The 14,085-nt window shown below is 42.6% G+C and carries 13 protein-coding genes, 3 tRNA genes and 2 rRNA genes (1 of these 18 running past the window's edge); 4 read left to right on the forward strand and 14 right to left on the reverse strand.

Translation table 11 applies throughout. From position 1 onward, the window contains the following. The first annotated feature begins 50 nt into the window (after window positions 1–50). The 4 genes from DY200_RS06980 to dolP are packed head-to-tail and all read left to right on the forward strand — an operon-like array spanning window position 51 to window position 3,341. A complete protein-coding gene (locus DY200_RS06980; protein WP_115587469.1) occupies window positions 51–1,799 on the forward strand; it encodes a penicillin-binding protein activator in 1,749 nt (582 codons plus the stop codon). After that, entirely contained in the window at window positions 1,774–2,145 is a 372-nt protein-coding gene (locus tag DY200_RS06985; RefSeq protein WP_005598490.1) for a YraN family protein, read from the forward strand. The genes DY200_RS06980 and DY200_RS06985 overlap by 26 nt, the downstream gene beginning before the upstream one ends. Before the next feature lie 8 nt (window positions 2,146–2,153). Continuing rightward, on the forward strand, window positions 2,154–2,732 hold the full coding sequence (locus DY200_RS06990) for a D-sedoheptulose-7-phosphate isomerase (RefSeq protein ID WP_115587470.1): 579 nt from the start codon (window positions 2,154–2,156) through the stop codon (window positions 2,730–2,732). A 21-nt stretch (window positions 2,733–2,753) separates the two neighbouring features. Beyond that, window positions 2,754–3,341, forward strand: a complete 588-nt coding sequence (gene dolP, locus DY200_RS06995; protein ID WP_115587471.1) for a division/outer membrane stress-associated lipid-binding lipoprotein — start codon at window positions 2,754–2,756, stop codon at window positions 3,339–3,341. Window positions 3,342–3,410: 69 nt separating this feature from the next. On the opposite strand, the gene DY200_RS10695 is transcribed toward dolP, so the two are convergent. The 14 genes from DY200_RS10695 to DY200_RS07060 form a co-directional block, all read right to left on the reverse strand. Next, entirely contained in the window at window positions 3,411–3,548 is a 138-nt protein-coding gene (locus DY200_RS10695; protein ID WP_005598497.1) for a hypothetical protein, read from the reverse strand. Window positions 3,549–3,552: 4 nt separating this feature from the next. Next, window positions 3,553–5,004, reverse strand: a complete 1,452-nt coding sequence (gene mltF / locus DY200_RS07000; RefSeq protein WP_115587472.1) for a membrane-bound lytic murein transglycosylase MltF — start codon at window positions 5,002–5,004, stop codon at window positions 3,553–3,555. A 161-nt stretch (window positions 5,005–5,165) separates the two neighbouring features. Next, window positions 5,166–5,242, reverse strand: a tRNA-Arg gene (locus DY200_RS07005). Between the two features lie 72 nt (window positions 5,243–5,314). After that, window positions 5,315–5,391: transfer RNA gene (locus DY200_RS07010), tRNA-Arg, on the reverse strand. A gap of 13 nt (window positions 5,392–5,404) precedes the next feature. Continuing rightward, window positions 5,405–5,499: transfer RNA gene (locus tag DY200_RS07015), tRNA-Ser, on the reverse strand. A 291-nt stretch (window positions 5,500–5,790) separates the two neighbouring features. Continuing rightward, window positions 5,791–7,740 (reverse strand): heme lyase CcmF/NrfE family subunit, encoded by a 1,950-nt coding sequence (locus DY200_RS07020; protein ID WP_115587473.1) that lies wholly within the window; start codon window positions 7,738–7,740, stop codon window positions 5,791–5,793. Continuing rightward, window positions 7,740–8,285, reverse strand: a complete 546-nt coding sequence (gene ccmE / locus DY200_RS07025; protein WP_115587474.1) for a cytochrome c maturation protein CcmE — start codon at window positions 8,283–8,285, stop codon at window positions 7,740–7,742. Before ccmE ends, DY200_RS07020 begins: the two co-directional genes overlap by 1 nt. A 183-nt stretch (window positions 8,286–8,468) precedes the next feature. Beyond that, on the reverse strand, window positions 8,469–8,666 hold the full coding sequence (gene ccmD / locus DY200_RS07030) for a heme exporter protein CcmD (protein ID WP_005598506.1): 198 nt from the start codon (window positions 8,664–8,666) through the stop codon (window positions 8,469–8,471). 12 nt (window positions 8,667–8,678) lie between these two features. Beyond that, a complete protein-coding gene (locus tag DY200_RS07035; RefSeq protein WP_115587475.1) occupies window positions 8,679–9,410 on the reverse strand; it encodes a heme ABC transporter permease in 732 nt (243 codons plus the stop codon). Between the two features lie 50 nt (window positions 9,411–9,460). Beyond that, window positions 9,461–10,123, reverse strand: coding sequence for a heme exporter protein CcmB (ccmB, locus tag DY200_RS07040; protein WP_005615770.1), 663 nt, complete (start codon window positions 10,121–10,123; stop codon window positions 9,461–9,463). Then, window positions 10,120–10,755 carry a cytochrome c biogenesis heme-transporting ATPase CcmA gene (gene ccmA / locus DY200_RS07045; protein ID WP_115587980.1) on the reverse strand — a complete coding sequence of 212 codons (636 nt, stop codon included), beginning with the start codon at window positions 10,753–10,755 and terminating at the stop codon, window positions 10,120–10,122. Before ccmA ends, ccmB begins: the two co-directional genes overlap by 4 nt. A 140-nt stretch (window positions 10,756–10,895) precedes the next feature. Then, window positions 10,896–11,606 carry a DnaA regulatory inactivator Hda gene (gene hda, locus DY200_RS07050; protein WP_005598511.1) on the reverse strand — a complete coding sequence of 237 codons (711 nt, stop codon included), beginning with the start codon at window positions 11,604–11,606 and terminating at the stop codon, window positions 10,896–10,898. A 238-nt stretch (window positions 11,607–11,844) separates the two neighbouring features. Continuing rightward, a 5S ribosomal RNA gene (rrf, locus tag DY200_RS07055) occupies window positions 11,845–11,960 on the reverse strand. 102 nt (window positions 11,961–12,062) lie between these two features. Continuing rightward, a 23S ribosomal RNA gene (locus DY200_RS07060) occupies window positions 12,063–14,085 on the reverse strand (it continues 879 nt past the right edge of the window).

The raw sequence follows: 14,085 nt of genomic DNA on the forward strand, positions 1-14,085 counted from the left end.
GTAAGATTTCAATATTATTCCGCCCATTATAGTCTATTAGGAGCAATACAATGGCGACTATTTTAAAACAGAAAATAAAAACTGTCTTTGTCCCAACCGCAATGGCGCTTTTTCTTTCTGCTTGTACCGGTACAAGTTTTTTTGAAAACCCATTAACCAAAACGGTCAAAGACGAAGCATACGCAACGTCGGAATTTTATATCAATAAAGCGGATCGAGCCACAGATAAAGAAGATAAAATTACTTATCGCCTATTAGCCGTTCGTAAACTGATTGATGAAAATAAAGCGGCAGAAGCACAAAATACCTTCGACGATCTCACTCTATCGCTCGCCGATATCCAGAAAAATGAAATTCAAAAAGTAGAATATAACTTGGTTGCGGCGCAACTTGCGGCATTACAGGGTAATGAAGCACAAGCCGTTTCACTTTTAAGACTGGTGCCGACGACCCAATTAAGCCGTACGCAAAGTATGCGTTACTATCAAACACAAGCGCGTATTGCGGAAAATCGTAAAGATGTGCTTGAAGCGGTGAGAGCGCGTTCTTTAATGACTTCTCAATTAATCGATAATAAGTTACGCCAAGAAAATAACAATCAAATTTGGTCATTATTACGTAATGCGAATAAAGGTGCATTGTCTATTGCCAATCCGGGACCGGGCGAAACCGAGTTTGCCGGTTGGTTAGCTTTAATTGCGGTTTACAACCAAAACGTTTCGACACCGGCACAAATGCCGCAGGGTATTAATAACTGGAAACAACTCTATCCGAATCATAGTGCGGTAACGGTCATGCCGGCGGAGTTACAAAACGTATCGAATTTCCAACAAACCCAATTAAACGGCGTCGCTTTACTTTTACCGTTAAGCGGTGACGCTAAAATTTTAGGCGATATTATCAAAAAAGGCTTTAATGACGCTAAAGGCGCGGACTCCATTCCGGTGCAAACATACGATACGGATAGCAGTTCGGTCGAAAGTATTTTGGCACAGGCTAAGCAACAAGGCGCACAAACGATTATCGGCCCGTTACTAAAATCTCGTGTCGATGAAATGTTGTTAAGTCCTGAAATCCGAAATGTGAATGTATTGGCTTTAAATTCGACGCCAAATGTAAAAGCGATTCCGGGCGTATGTTATTACGGTTTATCGCCGGAAGCGGAAGCGAGAGCCGGAGCGGATCGCTTATATCGCGACGGTTATTCGCGTGCTATCGTTGCCGCATCACAAGATGATTTCGGACAACGTTCCGCAGATGCATTCTCACAACGTTGGAGACAATTAACCAATACGGATGCGGACGTACGCTATTACAATATTCCTCAAGATGCGGTTGTCGCAATTCAGAATTCGGGCGGTGTTCAAGGTGCGGCATTATATGCGTTAGGTACCGCCGAGCAGTTACTTGAATTAAAACAAGGTATCGACGGTTCATCGCTTGCCGGACAATTGAATATTTATACCTCTTCACGCAGTAATTCGCCGAATAACGGTATTGAATTCCGTACCGCAATGGAAGGAGTGAAATTCAGTGAAATTCCTCTGCTTGCGGACCCAAATTCGGACGAATATAAAAAAGCGGAAACTTTAGCGGAAAGCGATTTCTCGATGATGCGTTTATATGCAATGGGTTCCGATGCTTGGGCGTTAGCAAATAAATTCAATGAATTCCGCCAAATTCCGGGTTATAGCGTTTCAGGTTTAACCGGTAATTTAACCGCCAGCCCGAACTGTAATATCGAACGCGGAATGTCTTGGTTGCAATATCGTAATGGTGCAGTGGAAAACGCTAACTAAACGTTCGCAAGGTGCGAATTTTGAACAAAAAGCCCGTGAATTTTTAGAACGAAACGGGCTTAAGTTTATTGCGGCAAATCAGCAATTCAAATGCGGCGAATTGGATTTGATTATGCGCCAAGGCGATACTTTCGTTTTTGTAGAAGTCCGCCAACGTAAAAGTAATCGATTCGGTTCCGCAGTCGAAAGTATAGATTATAGAAAGCAACAAAAATGGCTGGATGCCGCCAATATGTGGCTGTTTACGCGACATAAGCAAAGTTTGGATACCGCAAATTGCCGCTTTGATGTTGTCGCCTTTGAAGGAAATGATCCGCCTCTTTGGATCCCAAATTTTTTAGGATAGTTCTTTTCATGCTCGAAAAAATTCAAGATCGTTTTACCGAAAGTATCCAGATCCAAATAGCGGCGGCCGAATTACTCCCCAAAACCTTGAGTGAAGCGGCTAATCGTGTAGTCGCCTGTTTATTAAGGGGAAATAAAATCATCGTATGCGGACACGGTCGCTCTTATGCCAATGCGCAACTACTTGTCAGCCATTTATTACATAAATACGATTTAAATCGCCCCAGTTTCTCGGCATTATTATTGCAATTCGACGGCGTACTTGCCGGCGTACTCGCACAAGATAGCGAATTGGTAAATATCTACCGCAAACAGTTACAAGCCGTAGCAAAAGACGGCGATATTTTTATTACCTTTTCGCCTACCGGTAATGAAGAAGCGGTTTTAAATGCGATTCATTCGGCAAAAAATGAAGGGCTGGAAATCATTACTTTTACCAGTAGCCGTAATGACCATACGCAAGGCTTATTGGATGATCACGATCTCGAAATTTCTATGCCGTCCAGTAGCGAACTGAGAGTGATTGAAGGTCATCAATTTTGTGTAAACGTGCTATGCGAATTAGTTGATCACTTACTTTTTTCTTAACTTTATAAAAAGGATATTGTTATGCTTACGTTAAAAAAAATCGGTTTAACCAGTTTATTTGCCGTCAGTCTTCTATCTCTGCAAGGATGTATCGCTACTGCGGTTGTCACTTCCGCTGCGGTTGCCGGCAAAGTGGCGACGGATCCTCGTAGCGCGGGTACTCAAATTGATGATGAAGTGCTTGAAGAGCGTGTGGCGTATAACTTAAGCAAAGATGCTCAGCTTAAAGAAGAAGCCCGTATCAATGTGGTGGCTTACAACGGCAAAGTATTATTAATCGGTCAAGCGCCTACTATGTCAGCTTCGGAAAGTGCTAAAAATCTTGCAGCCGGTGCGGAGGGTGTGACAGAAATTTATAATGAAATTCGCACAGGTGAAAAAATCGGTGTCGGACAAATCTCTATTGACAGTTGGATTACCACGGCGATTAAATCAAAACTGCTAGCCAACTCGGAAGTAAAAGCCACAGAAGTTAAAGTCATTACCGAAAACGGTGAAGTCTTCTTAATCGGAAAACTCTCACCGGCACAAGCGGATGCCGCAGCCGAAGTAGCTCGTAATGTGAGCGGGGTAAATAAAGTAATTAAAGTGATTAATTACGTACAATAACCAATATGAAAAACCGCCTTTAACAAAAGGCGGTTTTTTTACAAAAAACAAATGAAATTCGACCGCTTACTATTCCTCATTTTGCATCGCAATAAAAGCTAATCTTCGTCGTTCCGCAATACGGTGCTTCGTTTTCCAGATATGAAAAAGACGACGCGCTTTATGATTACACACGAGTTTTTTCTTGGTTTTAAGTTTACGTTTCATTGCTCTATTCCTTCAAAGTTGAATCCGATTCTTTGCTTATCTCTTGCGGAACACTCGGTTGCTCTTCATTATTCTGGATTTGTTGTTCCTCTACCCTTTGATGGTTAATGATACTACTATAATATCGACGAATATTTTCGACATACTGAAATGCCTCAAACCCTCGAGCATAGCCGTATTTTAAACCGCTATAATGACGCTTCTCCGCTAAAAGTGGTAGGTTCTTCTTCACATCCAACCAATTATCTGGATTACCGCCCAACTGCTTCGTTAAACGGCGAACATCCAATAAATGCCCGAGTCCCATATTATAAGCGGCTAATCCGTACCAAATACGATCTTCTTTCGGTACCGTTTCGGGAATTTGTCTCATCAGCATATGAAGATATTCGGAACCGGCACGAATACTTTGTTCCGCACTAGTTCGATCCGTAATTTTCATACGCTCTGCCGTATCTCTGGTCAGCATCATCATACCGCGTACACCGGTCGGAGAAGTCGCATTCGGATCCCAATGCGATTCCTGATAAGCGATAGCCGCCAGCATCTGCCATTCCAAATCGCCGCGATACTTTTCAAACAGGGACTGATATTTAGGTAAGACCAATTTAATGGCTTTTAAATAGCTTTGGATATCGACGTAATCAAAATGCGCCAAATGATTAAAATATTTTTCTTCAATCCGTGAGATCAATCCGGTTTCGTTCGCATGATTCATAAAATCCAATACCGCAGCTTGCAGCTCACTATAAGAACTGTTCGGTAAATACCACAATACCGGCGCCTCATCGGTTAAATCGAAACCGACCGCAATATTCGGGCGGATATGTTGCGCGGCGGAAATATCAACGGATACGCCGACCGTATAAGGAATTTTTCCCTCGGCGACTTGGAGCAATAACTCTTCCTGCGTAAACTGATTGGTAGTTTGCCAACTTAGTTTCGGATTATCTTCTTTTAAGCGTTGTAAAATCGGCAGTACCGCCGAACCGGCAGGTATGATCAAATCACCTTCTAATTCCGACAGTTTATAAGGGCGGTTACTGCCTTTTTTATATACGACTTGCCAAGAAGCGGAATAATAAGCCGAACCGATTTGAAGCTGCTTACTCAATTCCGGCTGGTATAACAAGCCTGCCGCCGCAATATCCACTTTATTGTCTTTTAATGCGCTAAAGAGCCGCTCACTGTTATCAAAAGTTTTAATATCCAATCTTACGTCAAGATAATTAGCAAACGATTTGGCCAATTCGTATTCTATCCCGGCTGTACCTTCCGCCCCGATAAAATAGGAAAGAGGATGATTAACCATTCCGACTCTTAATATTTTACGTTGTTGAATTTGGTTATAGCGATTTTCTTCCGCCTGCATTAATTGTTGCCACGGAAATACCATATCCCAAGCCCAAAGCAAAAGCGCAAAGCCTGCAATGAATCTGGCAATTAATCCTTTCAATATAAAATCCTCTATATTTCAATTACGATATAAGTCTAGCCGAATTTATCCGATTACGGAATAACCCTATATGATTTATTCTAAACAACACTAATCGTTAGTATGATTAAAAGGAATAAAATTAGATATTTATAAAAAATTAAAAGAAATGATTTATGAAATGGCGCACCCGAGAGGATTCGAACCTCTGACCGCTCGGTTCGTAGCCGAGTACTCTATCCAGCTGAGCTACGGGTGCGTTATATTTTGAATGGTGAGTTATTTAGTTTTATCAGCGACCGTTTTAATTTGAATAGAGTAAAAATTAAAATGGCGCACCCGAGAGGATTCGAACCTCTGACCGCTCGGTTCGTAGCCGAGTACTCTATCCAGCTGAGCTACGGGTGCATGATAAAGTAAATGGCGGTGAGAGAGGGATTCGAACCCTCGATAGAGCTTTTGAACCCTATACTCCCTTAGCAGGGGAGCGCCTTCAGCCTGCTCGGCCATCTCACCACTCACTGTGTCTGTGGCGCACATATTACTAGAATAAAAAAATATGTCAAACGCTTTTTCTGAAAAATCCTAAAAAATTGGACGTTTGTCTATGTAATAAGCAAAAAGAATAATTTTTACAACTATTATGAATAAATCTCAAGCATATCATAGAGTTAGCGAACAACAACGGAAATTATTTCAAGTGTTTTTCAGGTCTGTCCGAATGGTTTAAAAAAGTAAAAAGCGGTCATTTTCGGATCACTATTTTGCAATAGTTTATCTAAAAATGACCGCTTGTCTCTTAAAGTATTATGTAGTTTTTTTAACTACGTTTAATCTGTAACGTTTGTCAAACATACAGAGCAAACCGCCGAACACCATAAATAAGCCGCCAATCCAAATCCAGCGAACAAACGGTTTATAATATAAACGTACACCCCATGAACCGTCTTCCAACTTTTCACCTAAAGCGGCATATAAATCTCTTCTAAAGCCCCAGTCGATTGCCGCTTCGGTCATCCCCATTTTACTGACGTTATAGAAGCGCTTCTCCGCATTCAGAGTCGATTCATATTGCCCTTGACGCGAAATCTCAATTTCAGCCGTGCCGCCCTGATAGTTCGCACCGTCGGTAATTTTGATTCCTTTGAAAGTAAAGTCGTAACCTTGAAGCGATACCGTATCGCCGACATTCATACGTACGTTTTTCTCTACGCTATAGTTTTGGCTGAATGCAATACCGAATACCGTCATTGCGACACCTACGTGCGCCAATACCATCCCCCAATGAGAACGGGATAGTTTAAACACACCGGCTAAAAATGAATGTCTATGCGTCGCTCTTTGATGTAATTCATATAGGCTCAAAATGACAATAATCGATGCCATCATCACGCCTAATACCGAAGTGGCAGTAATACGGTCGTGCAGTAAATACGGTAAGCCGAAACCGAGTACCACCATCATAATTAAGGCAATAATTACCGGTGTTCGAATCGCAGATACTTGATCTCTACGCCATTTTACTAATGGCCCGATACCTAAAATAAACGAGAACGGTACCATTAAAATTAAAAACATTTGATCAAAGAACGGCGCACCGATCGAAATCGTGCCTAAACCGATTTGTTTATGTACTAACGGTAATAATGTACCCAGCAGCACTACGGATAAGAATGCCATCAGCATTACGTTATTAATTAACAACATCGATTCTCTCGAATAACGTTCATAATTATCCAAACTTTTAATTTTCGAGCCTTGTAAAGCGTAAAGTAATAATGAACCGCCAATTACTAAAACTAAATAGGCAAGAATATACAAACCGCGAGTCGGATCGGAAGCAAACGCATGTACCGAAACCAAAATACCGGAACGTACTAAGAAGGTGCCTAATAAACACAGCGAGAACGCCAATATCGCCAGTAAAACCGTCCAAGCTTTAAAAGTACCGCGTTTTTCCGTAACGGCTAACGAGTGAATCAGTGCCGTTCCGGCAATCCACGGCATTAACGAAGCATTTTCAACCGGATCCCAGAACCACCAGCCTCCCCAGCCTAATTCGTAATAAGCCCACCACGAACCGAGTACGATACCAAGTGTTAAAAATACCCAAGCCGCCATTGTCCAAGGACGAGACCAACGAGCCCAAGCGGTATCCAATCTTCCGGTCATTAGTGAAGCAATCGCGAACGCAAATGCCACCGAGAAACCGACATATCCCATATATAATAACGGCGGATGGAAAATCAGTCCGACATCTTGCAACATCGGATTTAATTCTCGACCGTCCGCAGGAAAATCGGGGAAAGTACGTTTAAACGGATTTGAACTAAAGATTAAGAAAACCAAAAATCCGATACTGATTAATCCCATTACACTCAATACGCGCGAAACGGCTTCTTCCGGCATCTGGCGAGAAAATGCCGCCACAGCGATAGACCAAAGCGAAAGCAACCAAACCCATAACAGCATTGATCCTTCGTGCGATCCCCAAACCGCAGAAAGACGATATTGGATAGGTAATGTTGAGTTGGAGTTATTCACTACGTATTGCACGCTGAAGTCATTTACCGCAAACAGATAAAAAAGCGAACCGAATGAAATCGTTAATGCTAAAAACATTGCCCATGTTATCGGACGAGCTAACGCCATAAGAGTACTATTCTGTTTTTGTGCACCAACAAGCGGTAAAATTGCCAAAAAAATTGACAATCCGAACGCAAGTGCCAATGCGTAATTACCTAATTCCGCAACCATTAGTTAGCTTCCCCTTGTAAGGTCTTTAATGTTCTTTCGATTTCAGCTTTATCACGTGCCGAAGTACCTTTTAAATCCGTTTCGGAAATACCTGCAGCACCATGCTGTTCTTTTAATTTATCGCCTAACTCCGGCGGCATATAGTTTTCATCGTGTTTAGCCAATACTTCCGTAGCTTTTAAACGAGTCGGCTCGATCAAAACCCCTTGCGCTACAATACCTTGCCCTTCACGGAATAAATCCGGCAAAATCCCCTCATATTCAACCGTGATTGACGGACCGATATCATTCGCCTCAAATTCTACTTTCAGCGTTTTATCATCACGCTTTACCGATCCTTCCACAACCATTCCGCCCACACGGATACGTTGCCCGACTTCAGGTTTTTGGTCTGGATCATCGTTTTTACCATTTACAATCTCTGATGGCGTATAGAATAAGTCAATATTTTGACTTAGTGCATAAAGCGTTAAGCCTGCGGCTACCGCAACACCGAAAATGATTGAAACCACCACTTTCAATCGAGATTTACGTCTTGGATTCATAGTAATCACCTTCTAAAAGTATGCCGACGGCACACAATATTAAATAATCGAATATAACTTAATATAACAGGAATTTGCTTGATACCCGCCGTCAGTTCTTTGTTCATCCGGATTTATACACTGATATATTGATCAAAAACCAAGCGGTCAAACACTTACAAAATATAGCTGAAATCTAACCGCTTACCGTGCTTGTTTATTCAACTGAGTTTCGCGAGCTTGCTCTTTCTTAATATTTTGCAAAATTTGTTTATGTTCACGCTGAGTTTGCCAAATAAGGATTCCCATTGCGAGTAACGATACGGCATAGGAAAGCCATACGTAAAAACCGTAATTGCCCATTGAGAAGAACTCACTAATGGATTCAAATTGAAATTGCATAAGTTTTTCTCCTTATTTACTTAATGTTTTCGTCCAAGGACGCTTACGTTCATCATTTAATAACGCGATACGATAACGCCAAATGCTGAACCATGCAGTAAAAATTAAACTACCGAAAATGGCTAACAATAACGGAATTAACATTTCCACCGCCATAGACGGCTTATCTAATTTAGTAATAGTCGCACCTTGGTGTAACGTATTCCACCATTCTACCGAGAAATGGATAATAGGGAGATTTATTACCCCGACGACGGCTAATACGCCCGCCGCTTTCGCACCGGTTTGTTTATCTTGGAAAGCCGAATACAACGCCATTACCCCGATATAGAGGAAAAACAACACCAAAGCCGAAGTTAAGCGAGCATCCCATACCCACCAAGTTCCCCACATCGGTTTACCCCAAATCGCACCGGTCGCAAGCGAGATAAATGCGAAAACTAAACCGATCGGTGCCATTGAAATCATCGCAAGATTGGCTTGGCGAATCTGCCATACTAATGCCACTAATGCGGCAACAGCCATAGAACCATATACACCCATCGACCAAATTGCCGCAGGCACGTGAATGAAGATAATACGATAACTATCGCCTTGCTGATAATCTTTAGGCGCAAACCCAAGCCCCCAAACAAAAGCAACCGCTAACATAATAAAACTTAACCAACCTAATACCGGTTGAATTTTCCCTAATAATCGATATTGTGTTTCCGATTTAGCATAGGGATGAAGCCATTTCCACATAACATCTCCAAATTACAAAAAAGATTAAAAATCTCACCGCTTTTCATTACTTACTGAAGGCTTATTCTTAATGCGCCTGCTATTGCAAAAGGCGAGAAAGTCAGCGTCAAAGCCAAAATCGCCCCGATAATCGCAAGCTGTCCACTATATCCCATATTCAATGTCGCCGCTTCTAATACGGCTGCGGCAAAAATCAGCACTGGTAAAAATAACGGTAGAATAAGTAAGCTTAATAAAGTTCCGCCTTTACGTAAACCGACCGTTAAAGCGACGCCAATTGCACCTAAACAACTTAAAATCGGCGTACCAAGTAATAAGGTTAGCACCAATGCCCACCATACATTTGTTTCTAACGAAAGTAAGATTGCCGCAACCGGCGAAAGCAGAATTAGCGGTAGTCCCGTTAGTAACCAATGTGCAATCACTTTCGCCAATGCGACCTGCGGTAAACCGATAGGCAATAACATTAATTGCTCAAGCGAACCGTCTAAATAGTCGTCACGAAAAAGTCTTTCAAACGATAATAAAGCGGAAAGCAATGCCGCTACCCAAGCGACGCCCGGTGCGATTTTCCCTAATAACTCGGGATTTGGTCCCATAAGAAGCGGGAACAAAGTAATCACAATCAGAAAGAACCAAAGCGGGTTCAATATTTCCGCCGGCTTACGCAAAGCGATGGTTAATTCGCGTTGAATAATAGTAAATAAAATCATAGTTTAAACTGATCCAAAGATAAGATTTTAACTTTATGACTTTCCGCCGCTTGATGACTGGTAAAAATAACCATTCCGCCATTTTCGCAATGCTTTTCAATATGGACGATTAAATCGGAAACTCCTTTCTTATCAATAGCGGTAAAAGGCTCGTCTAAAATCCAAAGCTTTTGCTTTGTCAGCCATAATTTCGCTAAAGCGACCCGGCGTTGCTGACCGGCGGAAAGATACGAACAAGCAAGCTCTTCTCTTCCGATTAAACCGACCTTATCTAAGGCATACCATAACGCTTCGTCATCAAGCGCTAATCCTTGGATTTTTTGATAAAAACGTAAATTTTCCCAAGGAGAAAGCTCCGGTTTAACCCCTGCATGATGCGCCAAATAAAATAATTCCGAATAATATTCATCACGTTGTTTTTGAACAGGAATATCATTCCATAAAACATATCCTTCGGCAGGCATCGCAAGCCCCGCAAGAATACGTAATAAGCTGGTTTTGCCTATACCGTTATGACCTTCAATTTGTACCCATTCACCGGATGTAACAGAAAAGTTACAATTTTCAAATAAACGATTTTCACCTCGCTCGCAAGCAAGATTAGTAATGGTTAATTGATTAGTATGTGTCATAACAATGAATAATAAGAAACAGATAGGCAAAGTTTAACATAAGAGGGAGATTTAACGTAGCCATATCATTACCTCTTTAGAGGTAATAAGCGGTTAAATTTAACAAATTTTTTGCAAATTTTGACAGGAATCAAACCGCTTTACAAACCGAGAATTTCTTTCACAAAAGGAACCGTCAATTTGCGTTGAGCTTGCAAAGAGGCACGGTCTAAACGGTCCAACTCCGTTGATAATGTTTGTAAATCCCGATCCAAACGTTTTAGCAAAAAATTGGCAACTTCATCGGAAAGTTCCATTCCCTTTTGATAAGCATTTCGTTGCAAAATGATACGCTTTTGATCATCACTTAAATCGTTTAGCTGGTAAACCTCACCCCAAGTCAGACGAGAACGAAGATCCGGTAAATTGATCTGCAATTGATGAGGAGGACAGTCCGCACTAATCAATAACAACGTTTTATGCCCATTACCAAATAAACTTTGCTGCTCACGAATCAAATTAAAAAGATTAAAGATAGCCAGTTCCCATTCTTCATTACCTGCGACAATCTGAATATCATCCAAACAAATCACATCTAATTGTTCGGCGTTATCCAAAACCATAGGCGAAAAGTATTGTGATTTTTCTAAAGGAATATAGCTGGAAGTTTGTTGATTCAGTAAATAATGATTACTTACCGCTTTTAAGAGATGACTTTTACCACTACTTTTTCCACCCCAAATATAAAAGAACGGCTGTTGTACATCGATAAAATTTTGACGTAACGAATCTAGCAGTACAAGACTGTTTTCCGCATAAAAATTATCGAAAGTTTCATCATCAACTTGATGAATGGGTAATGGTAATTGCAAAGAAATATTTTCAGTCCTATAAAAATTCAATAATTTTAAAAGAATAACGGAAAAGAATGATTTTGAGAAGTAGAAAAAGAAAATATATTGTTTTAACTTTCAAATACCTTCCAACTAAAAAAGCAGTCAAAAGCAAATTTCTTTTGTCTTTAAAAGCTAAAAAGCCAAAAGCAAAAACCCTGTCGTTATCGCTAACCACAGGGTTTCTTGCTTCGTTTTCGCTTTCGCGCTAAATTCAATCCGGCGATGCCCTACTCTCACATGGGGAAACCCCACACTACCATCGGCGTTACTGCGTTTTACTTCTGAGTTCGGAATGGATTCAGGTAGAGCCACAGCACTCTGGTCGCCAGAATATTCTGTTGATGTCTTTTGTCTTCTTTGTCTTTGTTCTTTCTTCTTAAATTCGAAACAAGCTGCTACTGAGTGTAGCGCTCAAAAACACTTGAGCGTTGTATAGTTAAGCCTCTCGGGCAATTAGTATGTGTTAGCTCAACGTATCACTACGCTTACACACCACACCTATCTACGTCGTAGTCTCCAACAACCCTTACAGTCTTATAGACTGGGAGAACTCATCTTGAGGCAAGTTTCGTGCTTAGATGCTTTCAGCACTTATCTCTTCCGCATGTAGCTACCCAGCAGTGCCTCTGGCGAGACAACTGGCACACCAGTGATGCGTCCACTCCGGTCCTCTCGTACTAGGAGCAGCCCCTCTCAATTCTCCAACGCCCACGGCAGATAGGGACCGAACTGTCTCACGACGTTCTAAACCCAGCTCGCGTACCACTTTAAATGGCGAACAGCCATACCCTTGGGACCTACTTCAGCCCCAGGATGTGATGAGCCGACATCGAGGTGCCAAACACCGCCGTCGATATGAACTCTTGGGCGGTATCAGCCTGTTATCCCCGGAGTACCTTTTATCCGTTGAGCGATGGCCCTTCCATTCAGAACCACCGGATCACTATGACCTGCTTTCGCACCTGCTCGACTTGTCCGTCTCGCAGTTAAGCTTGCTTATACCATTGCACTAACCTCACGATGTCCGACCGTGATTAGCAAACCTTCGTGCTCCTCCGTTACGCTTTGGGAGGAGACCGCCCCAGTCAAACTACCCACCAGACACTGTCCGAGTACCCGTTCCGGATACTTCGTTAGAACATCAAACGTTAAAGGGTGGTATTTCAAGGACGCCTCCAACAACACTGGCGTGTCATCTTCAAAGGCTCCCACCTATCCTACACATCAAAATTCAATGTTCAGTGTCAAGCTATAGTAAAGGTTCACGGGGTCTTTCCGTCTAGCCGCGGGTACACCGCATCTTCACGGCGATTTCAATTTCACTGAGTCTCGGGTGGAGACAGCCTGGCCATCATTATGCCATTCGTGCAGGTCGGAACTTACCCGACAAGGAATTTCGCTACCTTAGGACCGTTATAGTTACGGCCGCCGTTTACTGGGGCTTCGATCAGGAGCTTCTCTTGCGATAACACCATCAATTAACCTTCCAGCACCGGGCAGGCATCACACCCTATACGTCCACTTTCGTGTTTGCAGAGTGCTGTGTTTTTAATAAACAGTTGCAGCCAGCTGGTATCTTCGACCGGTTCAACCTTCGTGAGTAAATCACTACAATCTACGCCGGCGCACCTTCTCCCGAAGTTACGGTGCTATTTTGCCTAGTTCCTTCACCCGAGTTCTCTCAAGCGCCTGAGTATTCTCTACCTGACCACCTGTGTCGGTTTATAGTACGGTTTAGTATAACCTGAAGCTTAGTGGCTTTTCCTGGAAGCGTGGTATCGGTTACTTCAGTTCCGTAGAACCTCGTCATCACTTCTCGGTGTTGAATGGTGTTCCGGATTTGCCTAAAACACCCACCTACCGGCTTAAACGCACATCCAACAGTGCGATAACCTAACCTTCTCCGTCCCCACATCGCAGTTATACCAAGTACGGGAATATTAACCCGTTTCCCATCGACTACGCTTTTCAGCCTCGCCTTAGGGGCCGACTCACCCTGCCCCGATTAACGTTGGACAGGAACCCTTGGTCTTCCGGCGAACGAGTTTTTCACTCGTTTTATCGTTACTTATGTCAGCATTCGCACTTCTGATACGTCCAGCAAACCTCTCGATTCACCTTCATCCGCTTACAGAACGCTCCCCTACCCAACAATGTTTCCATTGATGCCGCAGCTTCGGTGACTAGTTTTAGCCCCGTTACATCTTCCGCGCAGGCCGACTCGACTAGTGAGCTATTACGCTTTCTTTAAATGATGGCTGCTTCTAAGCCAACATCCTAGCTGTCTAAGCCTTCCCACTTCGTTTCCCACTTAACTAGTACTTTGGGACCTTAGCTGGCGGTCTGGGTTGTTTCCCTCTCCACGACGGACGTTAGCACCCGCCGTGTGTCTCCTGAGTATCACTCTTCGGTATTCGCAGTTTGCATCGGGTTGGTAATCCGGGATGGACCCCTA

This window comes from Actinobacillus lignieresii (assembly GCF_900444945.1).
In the GTDB taxonomy this organism is placed as follows: Bacteria; Pseudomonadota; Gammaproteobacteria; order Enterobacterales; family Pasteurellaceae; genus Actinobacillus; species Actinobacillus lignieresii.

Bases quoted from the DNA above. Each gene is read 5' to 3' on its own strand.
- DY200_RS06980 (WP_115587469.1), top strand. From the start codon at position 51: ATGGCGACTATTTTAAAACAGAAAATAAAAACTGTCTTTGTCCCAACC.
- DY200_RS06985 (WP_005598490.1), top strand. From the start codon at position 1,774: ATGGTGCAGTGGAAAACGCTAACTAAACGTTCGCAAGGTGCGAATTTT.
- DY200_RS06990 (WP_115587470.1), top strand. From the start codon at position 2,154: ATGCTCGAAAAAATTCAAGATCGTTTTACCGAAAGTATCCAGATCCAA.
- dolP (WP_115587471.1), top strand. From the start codon at position 2,754: ATGCTTACGTTAAAAAAAATCGGTTTAACCAGTTTATTTGCCGTCAGT.
- DY200_RS10695 (WP_005598497.1), bottom strand. From the start codon at position 3,548: ATGAAACGTAAACTTAAAACCAAGAAAAAACTCGTGTGTAATCATAAA.
- DY200_RS07020 (WP_115587473.1), bottom strand. From the start codon at position 7,740: ATGGTTGCGGAATTAGGTAATTACGCATTGGCACTTGCGTTCGGATTG.
- ccmE (WP_115587474.1), bottom strand. From the start codon at position 8,285: ATGAATCCAAGACGTAAATCTCGATTGAAAGTGGTGGTTTCAATCATT.
- ccmD (WP_005598506.1), bottom strand. From the start codon at position 8,666: ATGCAATTTCAATTTGAATCCATTAGTGAGTTCTTCTCAATGGGCAAT.
- DY200_RS07035 (WP_115587475.1), bottom strand. From the start codon at position 9,410: ATGTGGAAATGGCTTCATCCCTATGCTAAATCGGAAACACAATATCGA.
- ccmB (WP_005615770.1), bottom strand. From the start codon at position 10,123: ATGATTTTATTTACTATTATTCAACGCGAATTAACCATCGCTTTGCGT.
- ccmA (WP_115587980.1), bottom strand. From the start codon at position 10,755: ATGACACATACTAATCAATTAACCATTACTAATCTTGCTTGCGAGCGA.